Here is a 17,180-nt window from a genome sequence, read left to right on the forward strand (position 1 = left end):
ATCTAGTTGAGAGTTTCTTTCTTTTTAGCTTTTTCATCGTTAGAATGACCATTCTTGTTTTGGGGTTGCTCTTCACGATTGATAAGTTGCTTTTCACCTTTGAGAGAGAGTATTTTCACAAGATTGTGTGTTGACATCAAATGCGCAAAAATTAATCCTAAAAAGCCATTTTTATGAAGTTTGGCAAGTTGGCTTGCTGATAATTTATTCAATTTTTCTTCATCAACAACCCAAAAATGTTCCAATTGCGCTGAGAGACCTTTATCGTTTTTCACATTGATGGATTTTTGGCTTAGAAGATCCATTTCTACAAGAGCATCAATAAACTCAGAGGTTTTCTCCATAGCGATTTTAAAACTTTCAAGAAAACGAATACGTTCTTCCATAAAAGGAGAAATAGAGCCGTCGGAATTAAAAAGTTCTGTTCCTGCAACTTCATTAAACATACCGGACTGTTGATCAAAGCAAACAGAAAGTTCTTTTTCATTGCTAATTTGTGCCAAAACAAAAGGATAGCGACGGACAAAAGCAGGAACATAAGTATTGGTTTTCCAACTTTTATCAGAAGCGATATAGTCATTTTCGTCATTAGAAAGACCGACAAGAGCTGCGGATGTGTAGTGCCGTTTTTTTTGTTCATCTTCGGCGCACATAAATAAAATAGGATAGTCTAGTGCTGCTTGAAAATATTCAGTACTTGCTAAAGGAACCCAGTGAGTATCCTTGGCAAAAGACATATCACTTGGAGGAGCAAATTTTAGATTTTTATGGGAAACTTTGTTGATTGGCGTGATATCTTTGTAAAATAGCATAATATTTGCCATAAGACTTTCTCCTTTATTAATTTGTTTTTTGTTACCAAGAAAGGTCTTTTAGAAGATTGTCTCATATGGCAACAAGATTGAATAGAAAACTATAAGATTGAAGGGTTCATTTTTGAGAGATAATATTTTTGCATGAAGTATAATAAAGAAAAGCTTAAAAATAAAGTCTATCTTGCCATTATTGGTATGCCTCATGGTATAAAAGGAGATGTTTTTGTTAAAATTCTAAGTGCTGAGCCACAGCGTTTCAAGTTTTACAGCACTCTTTATGATGATATGGGGCGTTCTTATGAAATTGTAACTCTTCGGATACAAAAAAATAAGGCGATTGTACGTTTTAAAGGGGTAGAAAATCGTAATGCGGCTGAGTCTTTAAAAGGTATTCGCCTTTATGTGACGCGTGATCAATTAATTGATGATTTGATGGAGGATGAGTTTTATCAAGTCGATTTAATAGGCTTGTGTGTCCAAGATTGTGGGGGGAAAATCTTAGGTGAAGTGTGTGGTTTTTTTAATTTCGGGGCTGGTGATTTGCTTGAAATACGTTTGAATACAGGTAAAAGAGTTCTTATTCCCTTTAGTAAGGCGGCGGTACCAGAAATTTGTATGGATTCTGGTTTTCTTGTTGTTGATCCCATGGCCGCTGGTTTAATTGATGGGGGAGACAATGATAAAAAGGAAATAGCTTGAATCTAAAAATAAAGATGAAGGTAAAAAACAACAGATGAATTTCGTCAATAAAAAGTGGAATGTGTGAAAATATTAAAAATGCTCTTTTGAGCAGATATTGTAAGCACTTTATCTCGAAATAGTCCTGAATTTTTAGAGTCTTTTTTAGTGCAAGTATTTAGAAGGATCGTATTAAATATGGCGCAGATCAAGAAGACTCAGATTAACGCTATAGCGTTAAAAGTCTTGTTTGTGCTATTTTTGCTATTAAGAGTCTGTTTAAGAAAATAAGGATAAGAAATAAAATGAAATTTCAGGCGCGCGTTTTAACCCTTTATCCTGAAATGTTTCCTGGTTTTTTAGGGTATTCTTTAGCAGGGCAAGCTTTAGAGCGTGGAATTTGGTCACTGGAGACGGTACAGATTAGGGATTTTGCTTTAGACAAACACCATAGCGTTGATGATAAACCTGCTGGTGGGGGAGCTGGTATGGTAATGCGGGCGGATGTATTGGCGGCGGCTCTTGATTGCTGTCCACAGGATTCGCCAAGATTGTTGATGAGTCCACGTGGGCGTCCTTTTGACCAAGCTTACGCGCATAGCTTGGCTCGTGATACGGGTGTAACGTTAGTTTGTGGACGTTTTGAAGGGGTTGATGAGCGAGTCATAGAGGCACGAGAACTAGAAGAAGTCTCTATTGGTGATTATATTCTTTCAGGGGGTGAAACAGCCGCATTGGTTATCTTAGATGCTATTATACGTCTTCTGCCTGGAGTGATGGGGAATGCAGCTTCTGCAAGGTGTGAAAGTTTTGAAAATGACTTGCTGGAACATCCGCAATATACCCGCCCTTCTCTTTTCGAAGGGCGGGGTATTCCGCCTGTATTGCTCTCAGGTCATCACAAAGCGATCGCAGATTGGCGTCAAAGCCAAGCCGAATTGTTAACACGTCAACGTCGCCCTGATCTTTATGCGCGTTATAATAAAAATCATCAGAAAACTTGATTCATATGATAAGGTGGTGTATTGCATGGCTCTCTTTTTAGAGAGTTTTTTATAAAAGGTTTTCTGTAGTTCCAAAATTAAAATGAAGGAATGGTGTATTCGCTCCTGTGTAAGACATAGCCTAAAGAGCTCCTTATTCTTAATAAAGGCTTTTTTGGTAAGAGTTGAGCGCTCTGACTGTTCGATAAAGAACATGAAGGATAAAAGAAATGAATATTATCGCACAGCTTGAAGCTGAACAATGTGCAAAAATTGAAGAAAAGCGCCAATTTCCAGCATTTCAGCCAGGAGATACAGTCCGTGTTATGGTGCGTGTGACAGAAGGTACACGGACGCGTGTTCAGGCTTATGAAGGTGTCTGTATTGCGCGTTCAGGCGGTGGGTTGAATGAGACCTTTACAGTACGCAAGATTTCTTATGGTGAAGGGGTGGAGAGGGTATTTCCTGTTTATTCTCCTTTGATTGAAGGTGTTGAGCTGGTGCGCCGTGGTAAAGTGCGCCGTGCAAAACTCTATTATCTACGTGGCTTGAGAGGTAAAGCTGCACGTATCGCTGAAAAGAGAGATTATCGGAAAAAAGCTGAAAAGGTTGTTGAGAAAGTAGAAGCAGCATCTGTCAGCACAGATGTTGAAAAGCAAGTTTCTGAGTAAAGATTATATCGGCTAAACTTTATGCAAAAGCGGCTTTTATGCCGCTTATTTGTGTCTTTCTTGATTCGTTTTGCCTTTTAAAAGGCTTGGAGGGGACATAAAAATGTTTAATCTATCAATTTTTCCTCTTTTTATTCTTAATCATGGGTGCAATTTAAGAGACCATTGCATATATCGTGGATACTCAAAAGGATAAGTTTAATCTGAAAAAATGTCTGTTTATATTTGGAAAAGATTTTAGACCTTTGACGTGAAGATAAAAGTGTATTAGATTAAGGCGAGTTTTGCGGATCATATCCGGAGAGTAATCGGTTTTTTTATGCGTGACCTTTAATCCGTTATTTGAGACAACCGACCTGTAATATCGGTATCTTGAGATGCCAAACAAGTAAAAACGAGAGAGTATGTTTAGTCGTTTTGCGCGAACTTTCTCGTTCATTGCGGTTGCAAAAACCAGGTCAGGATATTTTATGATAGAGACAACTAGGATAAAAGAGCGCCCTCGTTCCCCTCATATAAGTATTTATCGTTGGACAATTACTATGGCCATGTCCATTGCACACCGCATTACGGGTATGGCGCTTTATGTTGGAACGGTTTTTTTTGCTGTTTGGTTAATTGCTATTGCGTGTGGCGAGGAGACATTTAGAACAGTTTACGAAATTTATAGTTCTTGGTTTGGATTGTGTATTTTGTTTCTTTATACTTTGGCAGGGGTTCATCACATGGTTGGTGGTGTTCGCCACATTGTTTGGGATCTGAAGCCTTGCCTTTTGGCAAAAGAAAAGGCAACAGTCACTGCTTGGGCGACAGTGTTTATTTCTCTTATTGTTACTTTTGCGATTTGGATTATTGGATATACCGTTGTTTAGCTGGGGGAGAAAAGAGACATGAAAAAAGATTTTCGAACGGAACTTGGAAAAGTACGGGGGCGTGGCAGTGCTCATGAAGGAACAGAGCATTTTTGGCTAGAACGTTTGACGGGGTTTATCAATCTACCACTTTTGATATTTTTTATTGTTCTTATTCTTTCGCTTGTGGGAAAGGACTATAGTATTGTGCGTGCAAGACTTGCACATCCTATTGTTGCTATTTTGATGGGATTGATGACTTTTTCGGTCCTTTATCATATGAAACTTGGTATGCAGGTGGTGATTGAAGATTATATTCCACGTGAAGGTTTTCGGATATTCTTTTTGACGTTAAATATTTTATTTTGTTTTCTCATAGGTGGTATCATTATTTTTTCTCTTTTGAAAATTGCATTAGGGGGTTAAACAAGTATGGCGGGTACAGGATCATCTCTGGGTGCTAAAGCAGGTAACACCCCTTATCGCACTGTAGATCATAAATTTGATGTTGTTGTTGTTGGGGCAGGTGGTGCAGGATTACGTGCGACACTGGGTATGGCAGAACAAGGATTAAAGACAGCTTGTATTACGAAGGTTTTTCCAACGCGCTCACATACGGTTGCAGCACAAGGGGGAATTGCTGCATCGCTTTCAAATATGGGACCTGACAATTGGCAGTGGCATTTATATGATACCGTGAAAGGTTCTGATTGGTTGGGCGATACCGATGCAATGGAATATTTGGTGCGTAATGCTCCTGCTGCTGTGTATGAATTAGAACATTATGGCGTTCCTTTTTCGCGAACGCAAGAAGGCAAAATTTATCAGCGTCCTTTTGGTGGACATACGACACAATTTGGTGAAGGTCCACCTGTTCAGCGTACTTGTGCAGCAGCTGACCGTACAGGCCATGCCATTTTGCATACGCTTTATGGACAAAGCTTAAAGCATAATGCGCAATTTTTTATTGAATATTTTGCACTCGATCTCATCATGACGGATGGGGTTTGTACGGGGGTTGTGGCATGGAATCTCGATGATGGTACAATACATCGTTTTTCTGCCAAAATGGTTGTTCTTGCAACCGGTGGTTATGGACGCGCTTATTTTTCTGCGACATCGGCGCATACCTGTACGGGTGATGGTGGTGGAATGATCGCACGTGCTGGATTGCCACTTCAGGATATGGAGTTTGTGCAATTCCATCCGACAGGGATTTACGGTTCTGGCTGCTTAATTACAGAAGGAGCTCGTGGTGAAGGAGGCTATTTAATCAATTCTGAAGGTGAACGCTTTATGGAGCGCTATGCACCTTCCTTTAAGGATTTGGCTTCACGTGATTTGGTTTCGCGTTGTATCACACTTGAAATTCGTGAAGGACGTGGCGTTGGACCTAAGAAGGACCATATTCATTTGGTTCTCAATCATATTGATCCTGCAATCTTGCATGAGCGTTTACCAGGGATTTCAGAATCAGCACGGATATTTGCAGGGGTGGATGTAACAAAAGAGCCTATCCCCATCTTGCCAACGGTTCATTATAATATGGGTGGGATTCCTACCAATTACTACGGGGAAGTTCTCAATCCAACGACTGATTCGCCTGATCGTATTCAACCAGGGCTGATGGCGGTAGGAGAAGCAGGATGTGCTTCTGTTCATGGTGCTAACCGCTTGGGGTCAAATTCATTAATTGATCTTGTGGTGTTTGGTCGTGCTGCTGCCATTCGCGCGGGTGAAGTTATTGATCGGAATGCAGAAATTCCACCCATCAATGAAGAAGCTGTTGACGAAATTATAGCGCGTTTTGATCGTTTACGTTTTGCACAAGGGGCAATACCAACAGCTGTATTGCGTGAAAAAATGCAACGCACGATGCAAGAAGACGCAGCAGTCTTCCGTACAGAAGATTCTTTGAAACAGGGATGTCAACGGATGAATAAAATCTGGGGGGAATTGTCGGATCTCAAAGTCACAGATCGTTCTCTGATATGGAATTCTGATTTGGTTGAAACATTAGAGCTTGAAAATCTTATGGCGAATGCAATCATGACTGTTCATTCTGCCGAAGCACGCTCAGAAAGCCGTGGCGCTCACGCTCGTGAAGATTATCCAGAGCGTGATGATAAAAACTGGCGTAAACATACGCTTTCACATTTGTCAAAAGAGGGTAAGGTGACATTATCATATCGACCTGTCCATGTGGACCCGTTAACATCTGAAGCTGATGGTGGGATCGATTTAAAGCGCATTGCACCTAAAAAACGGGTTTATTAAGGGGAGAATAAAATATGGTACAAATTAAGCTTCCCAAAAATTCTCAAGTAAAACCGGGAAAGGTTTGGCCTAAACCTGAAGGTGCTACAAAGCTGACGGAATTTCACGTGTATCGTTGGTCGCCTGATGATGAGGAAAATCCTCATTTAGATACTTATTATGTGGATCGTTCTGCTTGTGGTCCTATGATTCTTGATGGGCTTTTGTTTATTAAAAACCATATTGATCCAACTTTGACACTTCGTCGATCATGCCGTGAAGGCATCTGTGGTTCATGTGCGATGAATATTGATGGAACCAATACATTAGCTTGTACCAAAGGGATGGATGATGTAAAACACCCCATTAAAGTCTATCCTTTGCCTTCCATGCCGGTTGTTAAAGATTTGGTTCCTGACTTGAATCGCTTTTATGCGCAACACCGAGTTATTGAGCCTTGGTTACAAACAGTTTCTCCTGAACCTGCAAAAGAATGGTTACAAAGTCACTCCGATCGCCAAAAAATCGATGGTCTTTATGAGTGTATTTTGTGTGCGTGTTGTCAGACTTCATGTCCAAGTTATTGGTGGAACGGTGATCGTTATTTGGGGCCCGCTGTTTTGCTTCAAGCTTATCGCTGGATTGCGGATTCACGTGATGAGATGTGTGGTGAACGTCTTGATAATTTAGAAGATCCTTTCCGCCTTTATCGTTGCCATACGATTATGAATTGTGCGCAAACTTGTCCAAAGGGATTAAATCCAGCGAAAGCGATTGCTGAAATTAAAAAACTCATGGTTGAACGCCGCCTCTGAAAATTTACTGATTGATCAAAATAAAGCGTAAGGTGGAAAATTGTATCTCCTTTTAGCAATTAAATCTCTAAAAGAAGATCGGCTGCTTATGAGGGTGCAGTAGCTATAATCATTCTAAAAGCGAAGTAATCTCTAAAAATTAAGCAATCCTTGTAGAAGCAATCCTTGCAATGGCTGAGTAGAAAACTCATAGTTGAATATTATCTTTGAAAATTGACCGATTAACGAACAGTAAAAAGAAAAATAGAAAATTGTGCGTGTTTTTGTGCCTCTTTGAGGCTTAATCTCTAAAAATTTATTGGCTTCTATGAGGCGGTTAGTATAGTTATTATTGCCTTTAAAAAGGCATTAGTCTTTCGAGCAAACTATACTTTAAATAGCGTTCTATGTAAAAACAATAAAATCAATATGCCATGTGTTTTTATTTTTATTAAATTCGCATCATAATTTATACTTTGATGCAGATTCAAGTAATCATTTTTTATAAAAAATGATTACTCTGTATAAATATAGAAGAAAAAATAAATGCTGATACAAATATTAAACGCATGTAAATTATCTAAATGAAATACAAAGGAGTGATCATTATGACAATTCGTCATTTTACGACACATTTATTGTAATATCGAAAACATTGCTAATATTCAAGGATTAGGAATTTTTGATAATATCATTATATATATAAAGGTCATATTTTTTGTTTTAAAGATTGGATTGTTAATCGCATTAAAAAGCAAAATTTATAGTTCTTAAAAAATGGAGAACGTAAAATCCCTCTCTATTGTAGAGATAGATCATACAGTTAAGGGGGAAGTAATTTAAAATTATTGTAACGTCATAGATTTAAATTCATTAAAGAGCAAATAAGGCGTTTTTAAAAAATATCAAATTTATAGTTTTTTCCAAAAATTTAGAAAAGGCTAGTGAGAATTCTAAGAACACGTGTTGCGAATGTGGAATAGGGATGTTTATAGGTTCGTTTGAGTTGAATGAATTCAATCATCAAAGAAAACATGTTGTGTTTTTATGAGTTTCATAGGTTTTGATTTTATATGTTTTTATCTATAAAAAATAGAGATTTCTAGGTTTAGGTCTTATTTATTATGTTAGGGTATTTCATTGTTCTTGTATATATGCTGAAGAAAGTTATTTAAGCAGTAAAAGTGTTTTTTATTTTTTAGCATAAAAGATATTTCTTAACATGAAAGAGAGGTGTCCAAGTATTAACGGTATAATCAGCCATTGTTTTGGTATTTATTCTGTTGTGCTGTAAAACACTATCTTATTTAGGATGTGGTAATTAGAGTGGTTAGAAGGTGAAATCTGCTAGGTGAGGGGGGCGGATTGTTTGCAGATCAGTGGCGTGTTAAGAGGCTTCGTCCTTTGAGGTGTGATAGGTGGAGTCTGTTAGCCAATTACGTAAACTAGAGCGAAATCTACGTGGACAGGTTTTTAACCTAACCTCTCTTATATATTGTGATAGGAAATTCACCTTAATAAGGACTACGACCGGTTACAGAAAACAGAAATCATTGCGAAAAAACAAGCGTGCTTGTTTTAAAATTTTTAATATTTGTGATCATAGTGACATGCGAAATCTCCTGTAGTATCACGCAGACCGTTCGTATTCTCGAGCCAAGAGTTGTCCATATATCCTCTTCAATCTGATCTTCACGAATTGATGCAAGAGATGGGTACGAACACCTGTAAGAATAAGCAGACGCAAAGCCAGTTGTATCATTCTTGTTGCTTTGCAGAGTGTTTGATAAAAATCTGGAACATTTCTCCAATTCATTGCCGGTTTATTAATGACTTTATGGCGTTGTTTTTCTAAAAGAGCTTTTGCTGTTGCAGCTTTTACTTATCAAATGGGAGTTAAGAGTATTATGTATCTCTGTTGGCGTAATCTTTGAAAGTTGCTATACAGCCGCCTAATTTGAGGAGAATATGAAGCTGTAAAGGTGCAAACCAGTTTCCATTTTTAGCATCATTTTTTAATTCTGCTTTACAGCTTTCAAAAGCATCTAGAGTAATGTCTTTTAAATAATAGAGATTATGCATTGCTTCACGCTTTTGTTTCTCTCGTTCTTTAATAAGATCAAAACCCTTATGTAAAACAGAACGCCCCGAACCAAATACACTTTGCTTGTCAATTTACACGCTTGTTTTTAAGAAACCTTTCTTTAAGGTGCCTAAGCTTATTTCACTACAGAGCTCGTGGATGGTATAATGGTAAAGCCCTGATGAATAATATAAAATTTATAGAGCATCTCCATTTTTACACTTCATAAAAGAGCAAGTTGGGTGCCATTAGACACTTTGCAAACTCCCAATATTGTGACAATTTGGGGCATTTTGGATGGTTTATAAAAGGCATTTTTAGTGCTTTTTGTACAGTTTCATTCTATACGGCTTTATTTACTTATAATGTGCAAGAGACATGGTTTTGGTTAATAAACAGCTTTGAAATGAGAGAATCCTACGGTACTAAGATCTTTTATCCAACACGCAAAATAATGAACACTCTTTATAAGTCAATGTGACGTGGCTTAAGAAGAGTGATTGTAGATCTGTTCTTTTAGGAATTTTTGCTTTTTGTGGTGCAGAGAAGAGAGCAGGAATATTCAGAGTAGAGCTTACCTTATGGAATCTATGGATATCGTCTTTAGGAGAGGGACATAAGCCACGTGATATGGTTAGCAAAGCTTGCCTAAGAGAAATTTGGTTGTTTACGAACAACTGGAGGTTAAGAATCTTTCTTCGTCTGAAGAAGACGTCTATATACCACTATACTTTTTATTACCAAATAGAACGTGGTTTATGGATGCTAAATCGAAATGATAATTTATTTCGTATGAGGTTTTCCGTATTTGGAGATTGTTTGGTTAAAAAACATATTTATTAATCACTTGAAAATAGCGCTTAGAATTTTTAAACGATAAGTTTTGGTCTTGATGACGATAATTATTTGTGATGATCGAAAGTACCTATTTTACGAAGCTTTCATTGATAGGCGAATCAAAATTTATTCTTTTCTTTTGTTTAAATATTTATTTTGCAGCTATTTTTTCTTTTTTGCATCAAAGATACTTTTTCAAAAGGTAAATGGAAAGAATGATCAAAGGCAAGAGAATAAAGAGAGCCTTATGTATAATTTGGTTTTCTCGTAGAGTTGTTGTCTATTAACTTTTTTCTTTTTTTCTTCATGAAGAGTGTAGAAAATCCATTGGAGAAGCAAAGAGAATAGGAAAAGTTAAATAAATAGCCGTAACAATTAGTTACGGCTATTTTTGTTTGCTTCATATTACCGAGAGAGGAAGCTCCCCTTAAGCGATTTTTGATTTAGCAAAAATCGGGTCGTAAAAGACTTCAGAGAGTTTTCTATCTTTAAAGAACAACACTACGTCAACTGTTGTATAGAGAACGATTTTTATCATTTCTAACTCGAGTTGCCGGCCAATTTCTGATCTTTTAATCAAGGTGGCACATCGCTCAAATGTTTGCAAAGCGCTGTTGGCATGCGTTGTTGTAATTGATCCGGGATGACCAGTGTTGAGCGAATTGAGATATTCCCATGCTTCATTGCCTCGCAATTCAGCGAGAAAAATTCTGTCAGGCGACTGACGCATACACGCATCTAGGCATTCTTCAGCTGAAACACGGCCTACATTGTTACCATAAATCATATGTACATGATTGGGATGATTGGGTAGAAAAAGCTCATGAACATCTTCAATTGTGATAATACGCTCCTCTACAGGGACCTTTTCAATTAAAGAGCGAGCAAATGTTGTTTTACCAGATCCTGTTTTGCCTGCAATAATAATGTTGCGTTTGTGAAGGACGCATTCTTCCAAAAATTCAAGAATTTTTCCCTCACGTTTACTTTGTAAGAGTTGAACTTCAAATGGTTCCAACCGTGTGAAGTCCTGCCTCGATAACAAGTTATTGGCTTCTTTTGCTGAAGGCTTATTAAAACTTACATCAGAAAAATCGTCAAATGCCCCTTCTTCTTTGAGTTCTTCTAACGTTTTAACTATGAGAGAATGTTTACGAATTACAAAGGAAAGAGCACCATCAACAACAGCTGGTGTTTGTATAATTGTACCACGTTGTCCACCAGGCAAGAGCACATAATTAATACTTCTGGGAGCCATACCGTTATAAACGATAATAGCTGTAATAAGCGTTTGCAAAAAAGTGGTTGTTAACTCTGGTACGCTATGTACTTGCCAACCCTTAAAGCTTTTCGTCCATACTTCACAGGGGCGGCAAATCGATAATTCAGTGATCGTGGGATCTTCTAAAAAACAATCAAGCGGTTGCAGAAGCTGAAAAACTGCTTGATCTTTTTGTATCGGGTTAACGTGTGACGAGACTGTAGACATCGCTGAAATCCAGATCACGAGCAACAAAAATATTTACTCGTTCGCCTTGGTTTTTGTAAAGTGTTGGTGTGATATTGATGGAATTTTGAAGAACATCGATTGCTATAGATTCAGCATTCTGAGCTCCTTTATTTTGTGAGTTATCTTTATTTTCTTTGCTGCTTTTACCAACTTTTCCTCTTACCCATTCTCCTAAATCACCGATAATGCTTACCATAATTGCACTACCAAATCGTTCCCAAAAATGTCTGTCAACCCAGCCACCAATACCCGCTTCACCCAGAGGACCTGTGCCTGGTGAGTCAAGATTGACAACAACACCAGAAGGCGTTTCAATGCGTAACCATTGCACAAACACGCGCGTTTGTCCTTGTTGTATGCCACTTTGGTAAAAACCAACAACTTTAGAACCACGGTCAAGCAAAACAACACGTCCACTCGTGGAATAAATATCGCGTGTTAAATGACACGTCGTCATTCCGGGTTGTGATGTAATGATTTTTGTTTCTAACGTACAATCTATTTGCGTTCCTTGTGTAATCAAAAAGTCACGGTTACGAAGTTGCATCGCATGTGATTGACCTAAACGCACGGGCTGAAGGTTATCAAATAATACGCCATTACCTCTATCATTATTCGATGCTTTATTATTTGTATCTGTAGATCCTTCGCTACCACCGTTGTTAAGGCTAGAACTGAGCATACGTTTGCGTGCTAATTCTTCAGAATCTTGGAGCATATGTGGAGGAATGGCTGTTTGAAGAAGCTTACTTAAGGCCGGTGGAATATCCAAGTTTGAATCTTCTATTTGTGTTGATTTTTCTGCTTCTTCTACAATCTTTGGTTCTTCTATAATTCGAGGGACATAGTTTGGTATAATTTGCTGTACTATTTGTTGTGATTTTTCTTCCTCAACCTCCACGGTATTACGCATTTTAAAAGCTTTCCAAGTCAAGGCAATCGGTATCGCTACTATGACAATAAGTCCTACCATTAACAATGCACGGGTACCTGGAATTGTTGGACGACGTTCAGAACCTAGTTCGGACCCTCCATAGGCACCTTCAATATGTTTTTGATCGACGTTGTCCAGTTTTGTACCTTTTCCCTCTCCTTCCTTATTGTCAAACATCATTTTCCTCCTTTATTGATACGATAAACCACCGAAGATACTGTCCCTGTTGTGTTTGGTACGCCATTGGGGTCATAGGCTTCATTAAAAACAGCTAGAGCGCGTTTACCAAGCCGTATGAGCCATTTAGGATTGACCTTATGAACGGCGATAATATCATTAGAACTGCCGATAACGGTGCGTGGTATTAAGCTTTCATTGCCTTCAGCATCTACGACATAAATCGATGGCATATCCATGTTAGCGGGAAATTTGAAGTAAGTAATACGCCCATTGTCCCAAGCATTTATCGGAGCAATATCTTGGTGACCACTCATGGTATAACTGAGATTATAGCCGTTGACGCTTTGGTGAAAACCACGTTCAATCGCAAGGCGTCGATTGTTTTCTTCTGACTTTTCATCGTTTGAATCGGGATAATGGAAAGCCAATTCATATGTTGATCCCGCACGGTCATTCCGAAATTGTAGTCGGAATTTATAACTCCGTTTGTCGGTTACAACGATGAGATTGGTATTGGCAAGTTCTGCTTTTGGTTTAATAAAAATATGCCGCCCTTTATGAGCAAAGGCATAGGCTTCAGAATCGCCAAAGGCATGAGTTATGTACTGTTCACCTTCTTCAAGAATAATATGTGTTGCCACACCAAGAACTGTTTCAATTTGAACCACATCGGCTTCGTTATATGTTATATAGCGAATGCGATGATCATATTGTGAATTTGATGGACTTTTGAGCGCCTGCACAGGTACCGTATAAAGAGAAGAAAACGAAGACAATAGAACAACGAACGCAAGTTTTTTCATAACAATCAATTCCTTAATCATTCAACAGTATTTCTGGGTCAGAACGGTAACTTGTTACTTGAAAACCAAGGGGGTTAAGCAATCGATCAGATGATTTCATGGGTGCACCAACATAGGTGTAACCAATTGTTGCAATTTGGTGCTGTTTTGGTCCAGTAGCAGCACCGTTGCTGTCAAGTTGCTGAGTCGTAAAACGTACAGTTGCTTGACCGAGTCCATTAGGCTGGATTGATCGTACTTTAACTGTGATACGTGCATTGTTGGAAAGCACTTTGTCCCGTGCATTTTCTCCATCATAGATTTTATAATATTCTTGTTGAACAGATGCCGCACTTAAAAGTGCTGTTGTGTCATAGTTCAGTTGAATAGTATCGTAGTCGTAAGTTTCGCGGTTAAGCACATATTGGTTTAGCCAATATCTATCTACAACTTCACCATAGCTTTCTTCGTGTTCACGCATGATTGAGATAACATCAACTGCACCCGTCGTATTATCAACGCGCAATACTAAGGGAGTTGGAGCTGGTTGAGAAAATCCAACAACTCCACATATCATACCGAATAAGCCAAAAAGACCCACAGTACTCGCGACACGCCATGCCGTTCTGCGCGACCTTATAAATTCATTGATAAGATCACGTTCTAAGCCACGGCTTTCTTCATAATAACTTCTAAGTTGTTCGGCTTTCACTGGTTTTGCTTGTTTTGTTTTCATCTGTCTCCTCGCTTGATTTCGGCAGGGATTGTTTTATTAATAGGCACGCGGTTCCTATCATTGGGCTGTTTTAGCNGCTATTGTTTTTGAGGAAATATCCGTGACATATGTTTGTGTTACCTGGTTAATTTTATCGAAAAGTTGCGTGAACATAGTGAAGTTCATGGCATTCCTCTTTAACGAATTTTCAACTTTTTATCACCTTGAAATATAGATACATGCCAAACGCGTTATTTGCATTTATACATTACCTAAGTATTTTCATTACGATGTCTTGGCTTTGATAAAACCTTTGTGCCTCTCTGAATTGTTCAGATAGTACTGAATCTTCTANATATGTTTGTGTTACCTGGTTAATTTTATCGAAAAGTTGCGTGAACATAGTGAAGTTCATGGCATTCCTCTTTAACGAATTTTCAACTTTTTATCACCTTGAAATATAGATACATGCCAAACGCGTTATTTGCATTTATACATTACCTAAGTATTTTCATTACGATATCTTAGCTTTGATAAAACCTTTGTGCCTCTCTGAATTGTTCAGATAGTACTGAATCTTCTATATCGGCTTTTGTTTTCATCGTATGATAGGCATCTCTTTTGCTTCATGGTTAAAAATTTTCATATCAATTTCGCGTCTTTTCTTTTTGATAAGTGATTGCTCAGCCTTACGTAAATGCGTTATCATTTGTATCGTTATAGATTCATTTTGGATCATGGCTAACAAACCATCGATATGTGCTTGAAGATCTGCAATATCTTTCAGGCTTTCTTTTGTTTGAAGACTATTAAATAGACTGTTGATGTGCTTAAAACGATTTTCTACTTTTTCGAAACTTTTCAAAGTTATAGCTTTATTTAGTAGCGAGAAAAATTCTAAACGCTCAAAAAGCAAGTTGCCCATTTTATCAAAAGGCTCAGAAATTTTGTTTTCTTTCTTCAATACCGTTTGATATAATTCCCTTGAAAGCTCATCTCTCTTATAGAGCGATTCTGGCTCTTTGAGAAAAAAACTAGAAAAGTCTATTTTTTGAGGTTCAGTTTTCTGACTATTTATTATAGCTTGATAGGTTTTTTCTGTTTGCGAAAGTTGTTCTTTTTTCAACTCAAGCTGCTTTTTTAAGAGCTCAACAATTTCCCCTTTTTTTAATAGATTAATAAGCTCCAGATATTCTGCTGGTAGAGCAGGTGGTGGCGGTGGAGGAGGTGCTAAGTCTACAGTTGGCTCCTTAGGTGGTGTTTGGGATTCGAAAGTTACGCTTGCATCTGCATTTGCTGGAGCTAGATTCAGTATTCCCCAAAGGGTAATCATTCCTGTTATAATAAATCGCTTTTTCATATATTTGCTCGCTTGATTTCGGCAGGGATTGTTTTATTAATAGGCACGCGGTTCCTATCATTGGGCTGTTTTAGCTTTGGTGCTAATGCNAGCAAATGTTGTAAAGAGCTTTATTGGTTAGATCTTATTTTAGGCATATTTTTGTTGTAAAAGGTTACAATTTTTCTATACAATTTACGTTTTTGTAGTTCGATAAGAGTCTCTTCGTCATCGCTTAAATTTCTGACCATTTGTAGCTTTGTATATTCATTTTGGATCATGGATGACATGGTCTTGATGCGTGTTTGCAGATCAAAAAGTTCTTTCAGATCTTGTGTTTTATTTATCTGCTCTAAGAAACTTTCCACTTGTCTAAATCGCTTATCTATGTCTTTGAAAGTTTGTAAACTTACAGCTTTTTCGACAATTCCACTATATTTAAGACGTGTATTAATTATTTCGCGTATCTTATCATACGGCAATTTCTGGAAACCGTGCCTTTTCTCGTCGAGAACAAGTTGACGAAAAACACTTCTATAGTGCCCAACATATGTGGTTTGGTAGCTTGTGCTTGGGTCTGGGTAAACAAAAGGTGAAACTGGTAAGAAAAAACTAAAATTTTCTCCTAGTGTAGATGTTAGTACTTTATGTCCTATTATAAAATGATGGATTTTTTCCGCGTTTTCGATCTGCTTTTCGTTTTCTTCAATTTGTTGTTTTAACAATTTAATAATTTCCAGATATTCTGCTTTTGAAAAAGGAATTTGAACAGTTGAGCCTTGAGTTCCAGAACCCCAACTAAAGTTAGACGTTAGAGTTAAATTTATCATTCCCCAAAGGGTAATCATTCCTGTTATAATAAATCGCTTTTTCATCTGTCTCCTCGCTTGATTTCGGCAGGGATTGTTTTATTAATAGGCACGCGGTTCCTATCATTGGGCTGTTTTAGCTTTGGTGCTAATGCACAAGCCGATAAAAGGTTTGCAATCAAAATTACAAGAATGATCGACTTCATTTTAATATTACTCTTTTTTACTATTATATACATCCTGATATTTATTGTCATTATTCCTATTTTGAACATAAAGTAAAGTGCATGGTGTGTAATTATTTTACTTTTTTATTCCATTTTAATTTATGAAAATAGCTCAATTTCAGTGCAAATATTTTTTACTTTATGANTAAAATTACAAGAATGATCGACTTCATTTTAATATGATTCTTTTTACTGTTATATACATCCTGATATTTATTGTCATTATTCCTATTTTGAACATAAAGTAAAGTACGTTGTGTGTAATTATTTTACTTTTTTATTCCATTTTAATTTATGAAAATAGCTCAATTTCAGTGCAAATATTTTTTACTTTATGATTGGATATCCTTATTATTTTGTCATATGGATATTAGGGGCGTTTGTTACGGGAACCATTGCTTTTTATCTCATCTAGTTTCTATGTCTCCATAGATGTCCAAATGTAATGCCTTTTGCGAGAGAATTGGCTATGCTTGATAGTTTGAGTAACAGCATGATGGATATAATGGACAAGATGAGAGNCGCTGTAGGATGAGATATTTTAGTTATTTTATCCTGTGCATTTAAAGTTTCTGTTACGAGAATCATTTCTTTCTAGCTACATCCTCTAGTTTGTATGTCTCCATAGATGTCCGAATGTAATGCCTTTTGCGAGAGAATTGGCTATGCTTGATAGTTTGAGTAACAGCATGATGGATATAATGGACAAGATGAGA

Annotated in this window: 16 protein-coding genes and 5 pseudogenes; 7 read left to right on the forward strand and 14 right to left on the reverse strand. The window is 37.5% G+C overall.

Features of this window, described 5'->3' with window-relative positions; genetic code table 11:
* Nucleotides 1–2: 2 nt before the first annotated feature.
* Nucleotides 3–824, reverse strand: coding sequence for a SapC family protein (locus ACFILT_RS04315; RefSeq protein WP_375678669.1), 822 nt, complete (start codon nucleotides 822–824; stop codon nucleotides 3–5).
* A 132-nt stretch (nucleotides 825–956) separates the two neighbouring features.
* On the opposite strand from ACFILT_RS04315, the gene rimM reads away from it, so the two are divergent.
* The 7 genes from rimM (at nucleotide 957) to ACFILT_RS04350 (ending at nucleotide 7,069) form a co-directional block, all read left to right on the forward strand.
* Complete coding sequence (rimM, locus tag ACFILT_RS04320) at nucleotides 957–1,514, forward strand: ribosome maturation factor RimM (RefSeq protein WP_375618306.1); 558 nt, start codon at nucleotides 957–959, stop codon at nucleotides 1,512–1,514.
* A gap of 284 nt (nucleotides 1,515–1,798) precedes the next feature.
* On the forward strand, nucleotides 1,799–2,497 hold the full coding sequence (trmD, locus tag ACFILT_RS04325) for a tRNA (guanosine(37)-N1)-methyltransferase TrmD (protein ID WP_375612244.1): 699 nt from the start codon (nucleotides 1,799–1,801) through the stop codon (nucleotides 2,495–2,497).
* 209 nt (nucleotides 2,498–2,706) lie between these two features.
* Complete coding sequence (gene rplS / locus ACFILT_RS04330) at nucleotides 2,707–3,147, forward strand: 50S ribosomal protein L19 (RefSeq protein WP_375612245.1); 441 nt, start codon at nucleotides 2,707–2,709, stop codon at nucleotides 3,145–3,147.
* 470 nt (nucleotides 3,148–3,617) lie between these two features.
* Nucleotides 3,618–4,019, forward strand: a complete 402-nt coding sequence (gene sdhC / locus ACFILT_RS04335; protein WP_375678668.1) for a succinate dehydrogenase, cytochrome b556 subunit — start codon at nucleotides 3,618–3,620, stop codon at nucleotides 4,017–4,019.
* Nucleotides 4,020–4,037: 18 nt separating this feature from the next.
* The gene (sdhD, locus tag ACFILT_RS04340) at nucleotides 4,038–4,424 is read left to right on the forward strand and encodes a succinate dehydrogenase, hydrophobic membrane anchor protein (RefSeq protein ID WP_375612246.1); all 387 of its coding nucleotides are present in this window, start codon (nucleotides 4,038–4,040) and stop codon (nucleotides 4,422–4,424) included.
* Between the two features lie 6 nt (nucleotides 4,425–4,430).
* Nucleotides 4,431–6,275: a succinate dehydrogenase flavoprotein subunit gene (gene sdhA / locus ACFILT_RS04345; protein WP_375678667.1), complete on the forward strand. Its 1,845-nt coding sequence runs from the start codon at nucleotides 4,431–4,433 to the stop codon at nucleotides 6,273–6,275.
* 14 nt (nucleotides 6,276–6,289) lie between these two features.
* Nucleotides 6,290–7,069 carry a succinate dehydrogenase iron-sulfur subunit gene (locus ACFILT_RS04350; protein WP_273790055.1) on the forward strand — a complete coding sequence of 260 codons (780 nt, stop codon included), beginning with the start codon at nucleotides 6,290–6,292 and terminating at the stop codon, nucleotides 7,067–7,069.
* 1,884 nt (nucleotides 7,070–8,953) lie between these two features.
* On the opposite strand, the gene ACFILT_RS04355 is transcribed toward ACFILT_RS04350, so the two are convergent.
* The 13 genes and pseudogenes from ACFILT_RS04355 to ACFILT_RS04415 all read right to left on the reverse strand — a co-directional run.
* On the reverse strand, nucleotides 8,954–9,130 hold the full coding sequence (locus ACFILT_RS04355) for a hypothetical protein (RefSeq protein WP_375678666.1): 177 nt from the start codon (nucleotides 9,128–9,130) through the stop codon (nucleotides 8,954–8,956).
* A gap of 1,265 nt (nucleotides 9,131–10,395) precedes the next feature.
* Nucleotides 10,396–11,457: a P-type DNA transfer ATPase VirB11 gene (virB11, locus tag ACFILT_RS04360; protein WP_375618302.1), complete on the reverse strand. Its 1,062-nt coding sequence runs from the start codon at nucleotides 11,455–11,457 to the stop codon at nucleotides 10,396–10,398.
* Nucleotides 11,432–12,589: a type IV secretion system protein VirB10 gene (gene virB10, locus ACFILT_RS04365; protein WP_375678696.1), complete on the reverse strand. Its 1,158-nt coding sequence runs from the start codon at nucleotides 12,587–12,589 to the stop codon at nucleotides 11,432–11,434. The genes virB11 and virB10 overlap by 26 nt, the downstream gene beginning before the upstream one ends.
* Nucleotides 12,589–13,395: a P-type conjugative transfer protein VirB9 gene (virB9, locus tag ACFILT_RS04370; RefSeq protein ID WP_375606008.1), complete on the reverse strand. Its 807-nt coding sequence runs from the start codon at nucleotides 13,393–13,395 to the stop codon at nucleotides 12,589–12,591. Before virB9 ends, virB10 begins: the two co-directional genes overlap by 1 nt.
* A 13-nt stretch (nucleotides 13,396–13,408) precedes the next feature.
* On the reverse strand, nucleotides 13,409–14,110 hold the full coding sequence (locus ACFILT_RS04375; RefSeq protein ID WP_375653398.1) for a virB8 family protein: 702 nt from the start codon (nucleotides 14,108–14,110) through the stop codon (nucleotides 13,409–13,411).
* Nucleotides 14,107–14,184: pseudogene (locus ACFILT_RS04380) on the reverse strand (TrwH protein); the annotation flags it as partial. The pseudogene ACFILT_RS04380 and the gene ACFILT_RS04375, both read right to left, overlap by 4 nt.
* Nucleotides 14,177–14,275, reverse strand: a pseudogene (locus tag ACFILT_RS04385) (trwi protein); the annotation flags it as partial. The pseudogenes ACFILT_RS04380 and ACFILT_RS04385, both read right to left, overlap by 8 nt.
* A gap of 412 nt (nucleotides 14,276–14,687) precedes the next feature.
* Nucleotides 14,688–15,449: a type IV secretion system protein gene (locus ACFILT_RS04390; RefSeq protein WP_375679652.1), complete on the reverse strand. Its 762-nt coding sequence runs from the start codon at nucleotides 15,447–15,449 to the stop codon at nucleotides 14,688–14,690.
* Nucleotides 15,446–15,538: pseudogene (locus ACFILT_RS04395) on the reverse strand (TrwH protein); the annotation flags it as partial. The gene ACFILT_RS04390 and the pseudogene ACFILT_RS04395, both read right to left, overlap by 4 nt.
* Before the next feature lie 21 nt (nucleotides 15,539–15,559).
* The gene (locus ACFILT_RS04400; RefSeq protein ID WP_375679653.1) at nucleotides 15,560–16,303 is read right to left on the reverse strand and encodes a type IV secretion system protein; all 744 of its coding nucleotides are present in this window, start codon (nucleotides 16,301–16,303) and stop codon (nucleotides 15,560–15,562) included.
* The gene (locus tag ACFILT_RS04405) at nucleotides 16,300–16,443 is read right to left on the reverse strand and encodes a TrwH protein (RefSeq protein WP_273791747.1); all 144 of its coding nucleotides are present in this window, start codon (nucleotides 16,441–16,443) and stop codon (nucleotides 16,300–16,302) included. Before ACFILT_RS04405 ends, ACFILT_RS04400 begins: the two co-directional genes overlap by 4 nt.
* Before the next feature lie 432 nt (nucleotides 16,444–16,875).
* Nucleotides 16,876–16,983, reverse strand: a pseudogene (locus tag ACFILT_RS04410) (trwi protein); the annotation flags it as partial.
* A gap of 88 nt (nucleotides 16,984–17,071) precedes the next feature.
* Nucleotides 17,072–17,180 (reverse strand): annotated as a pseudogene (locus ACFILT_RS04415) (trwi protein); the annotation flags it as partial.

Source organism: Bartonella sp. AP7XZML (assembly GCF_042195745.1).
GTDB lineage: Bacteria > Pseudomonadota > Alphaproteobacteria > Rhizobiales > Rhizobiaceae > Bartonella.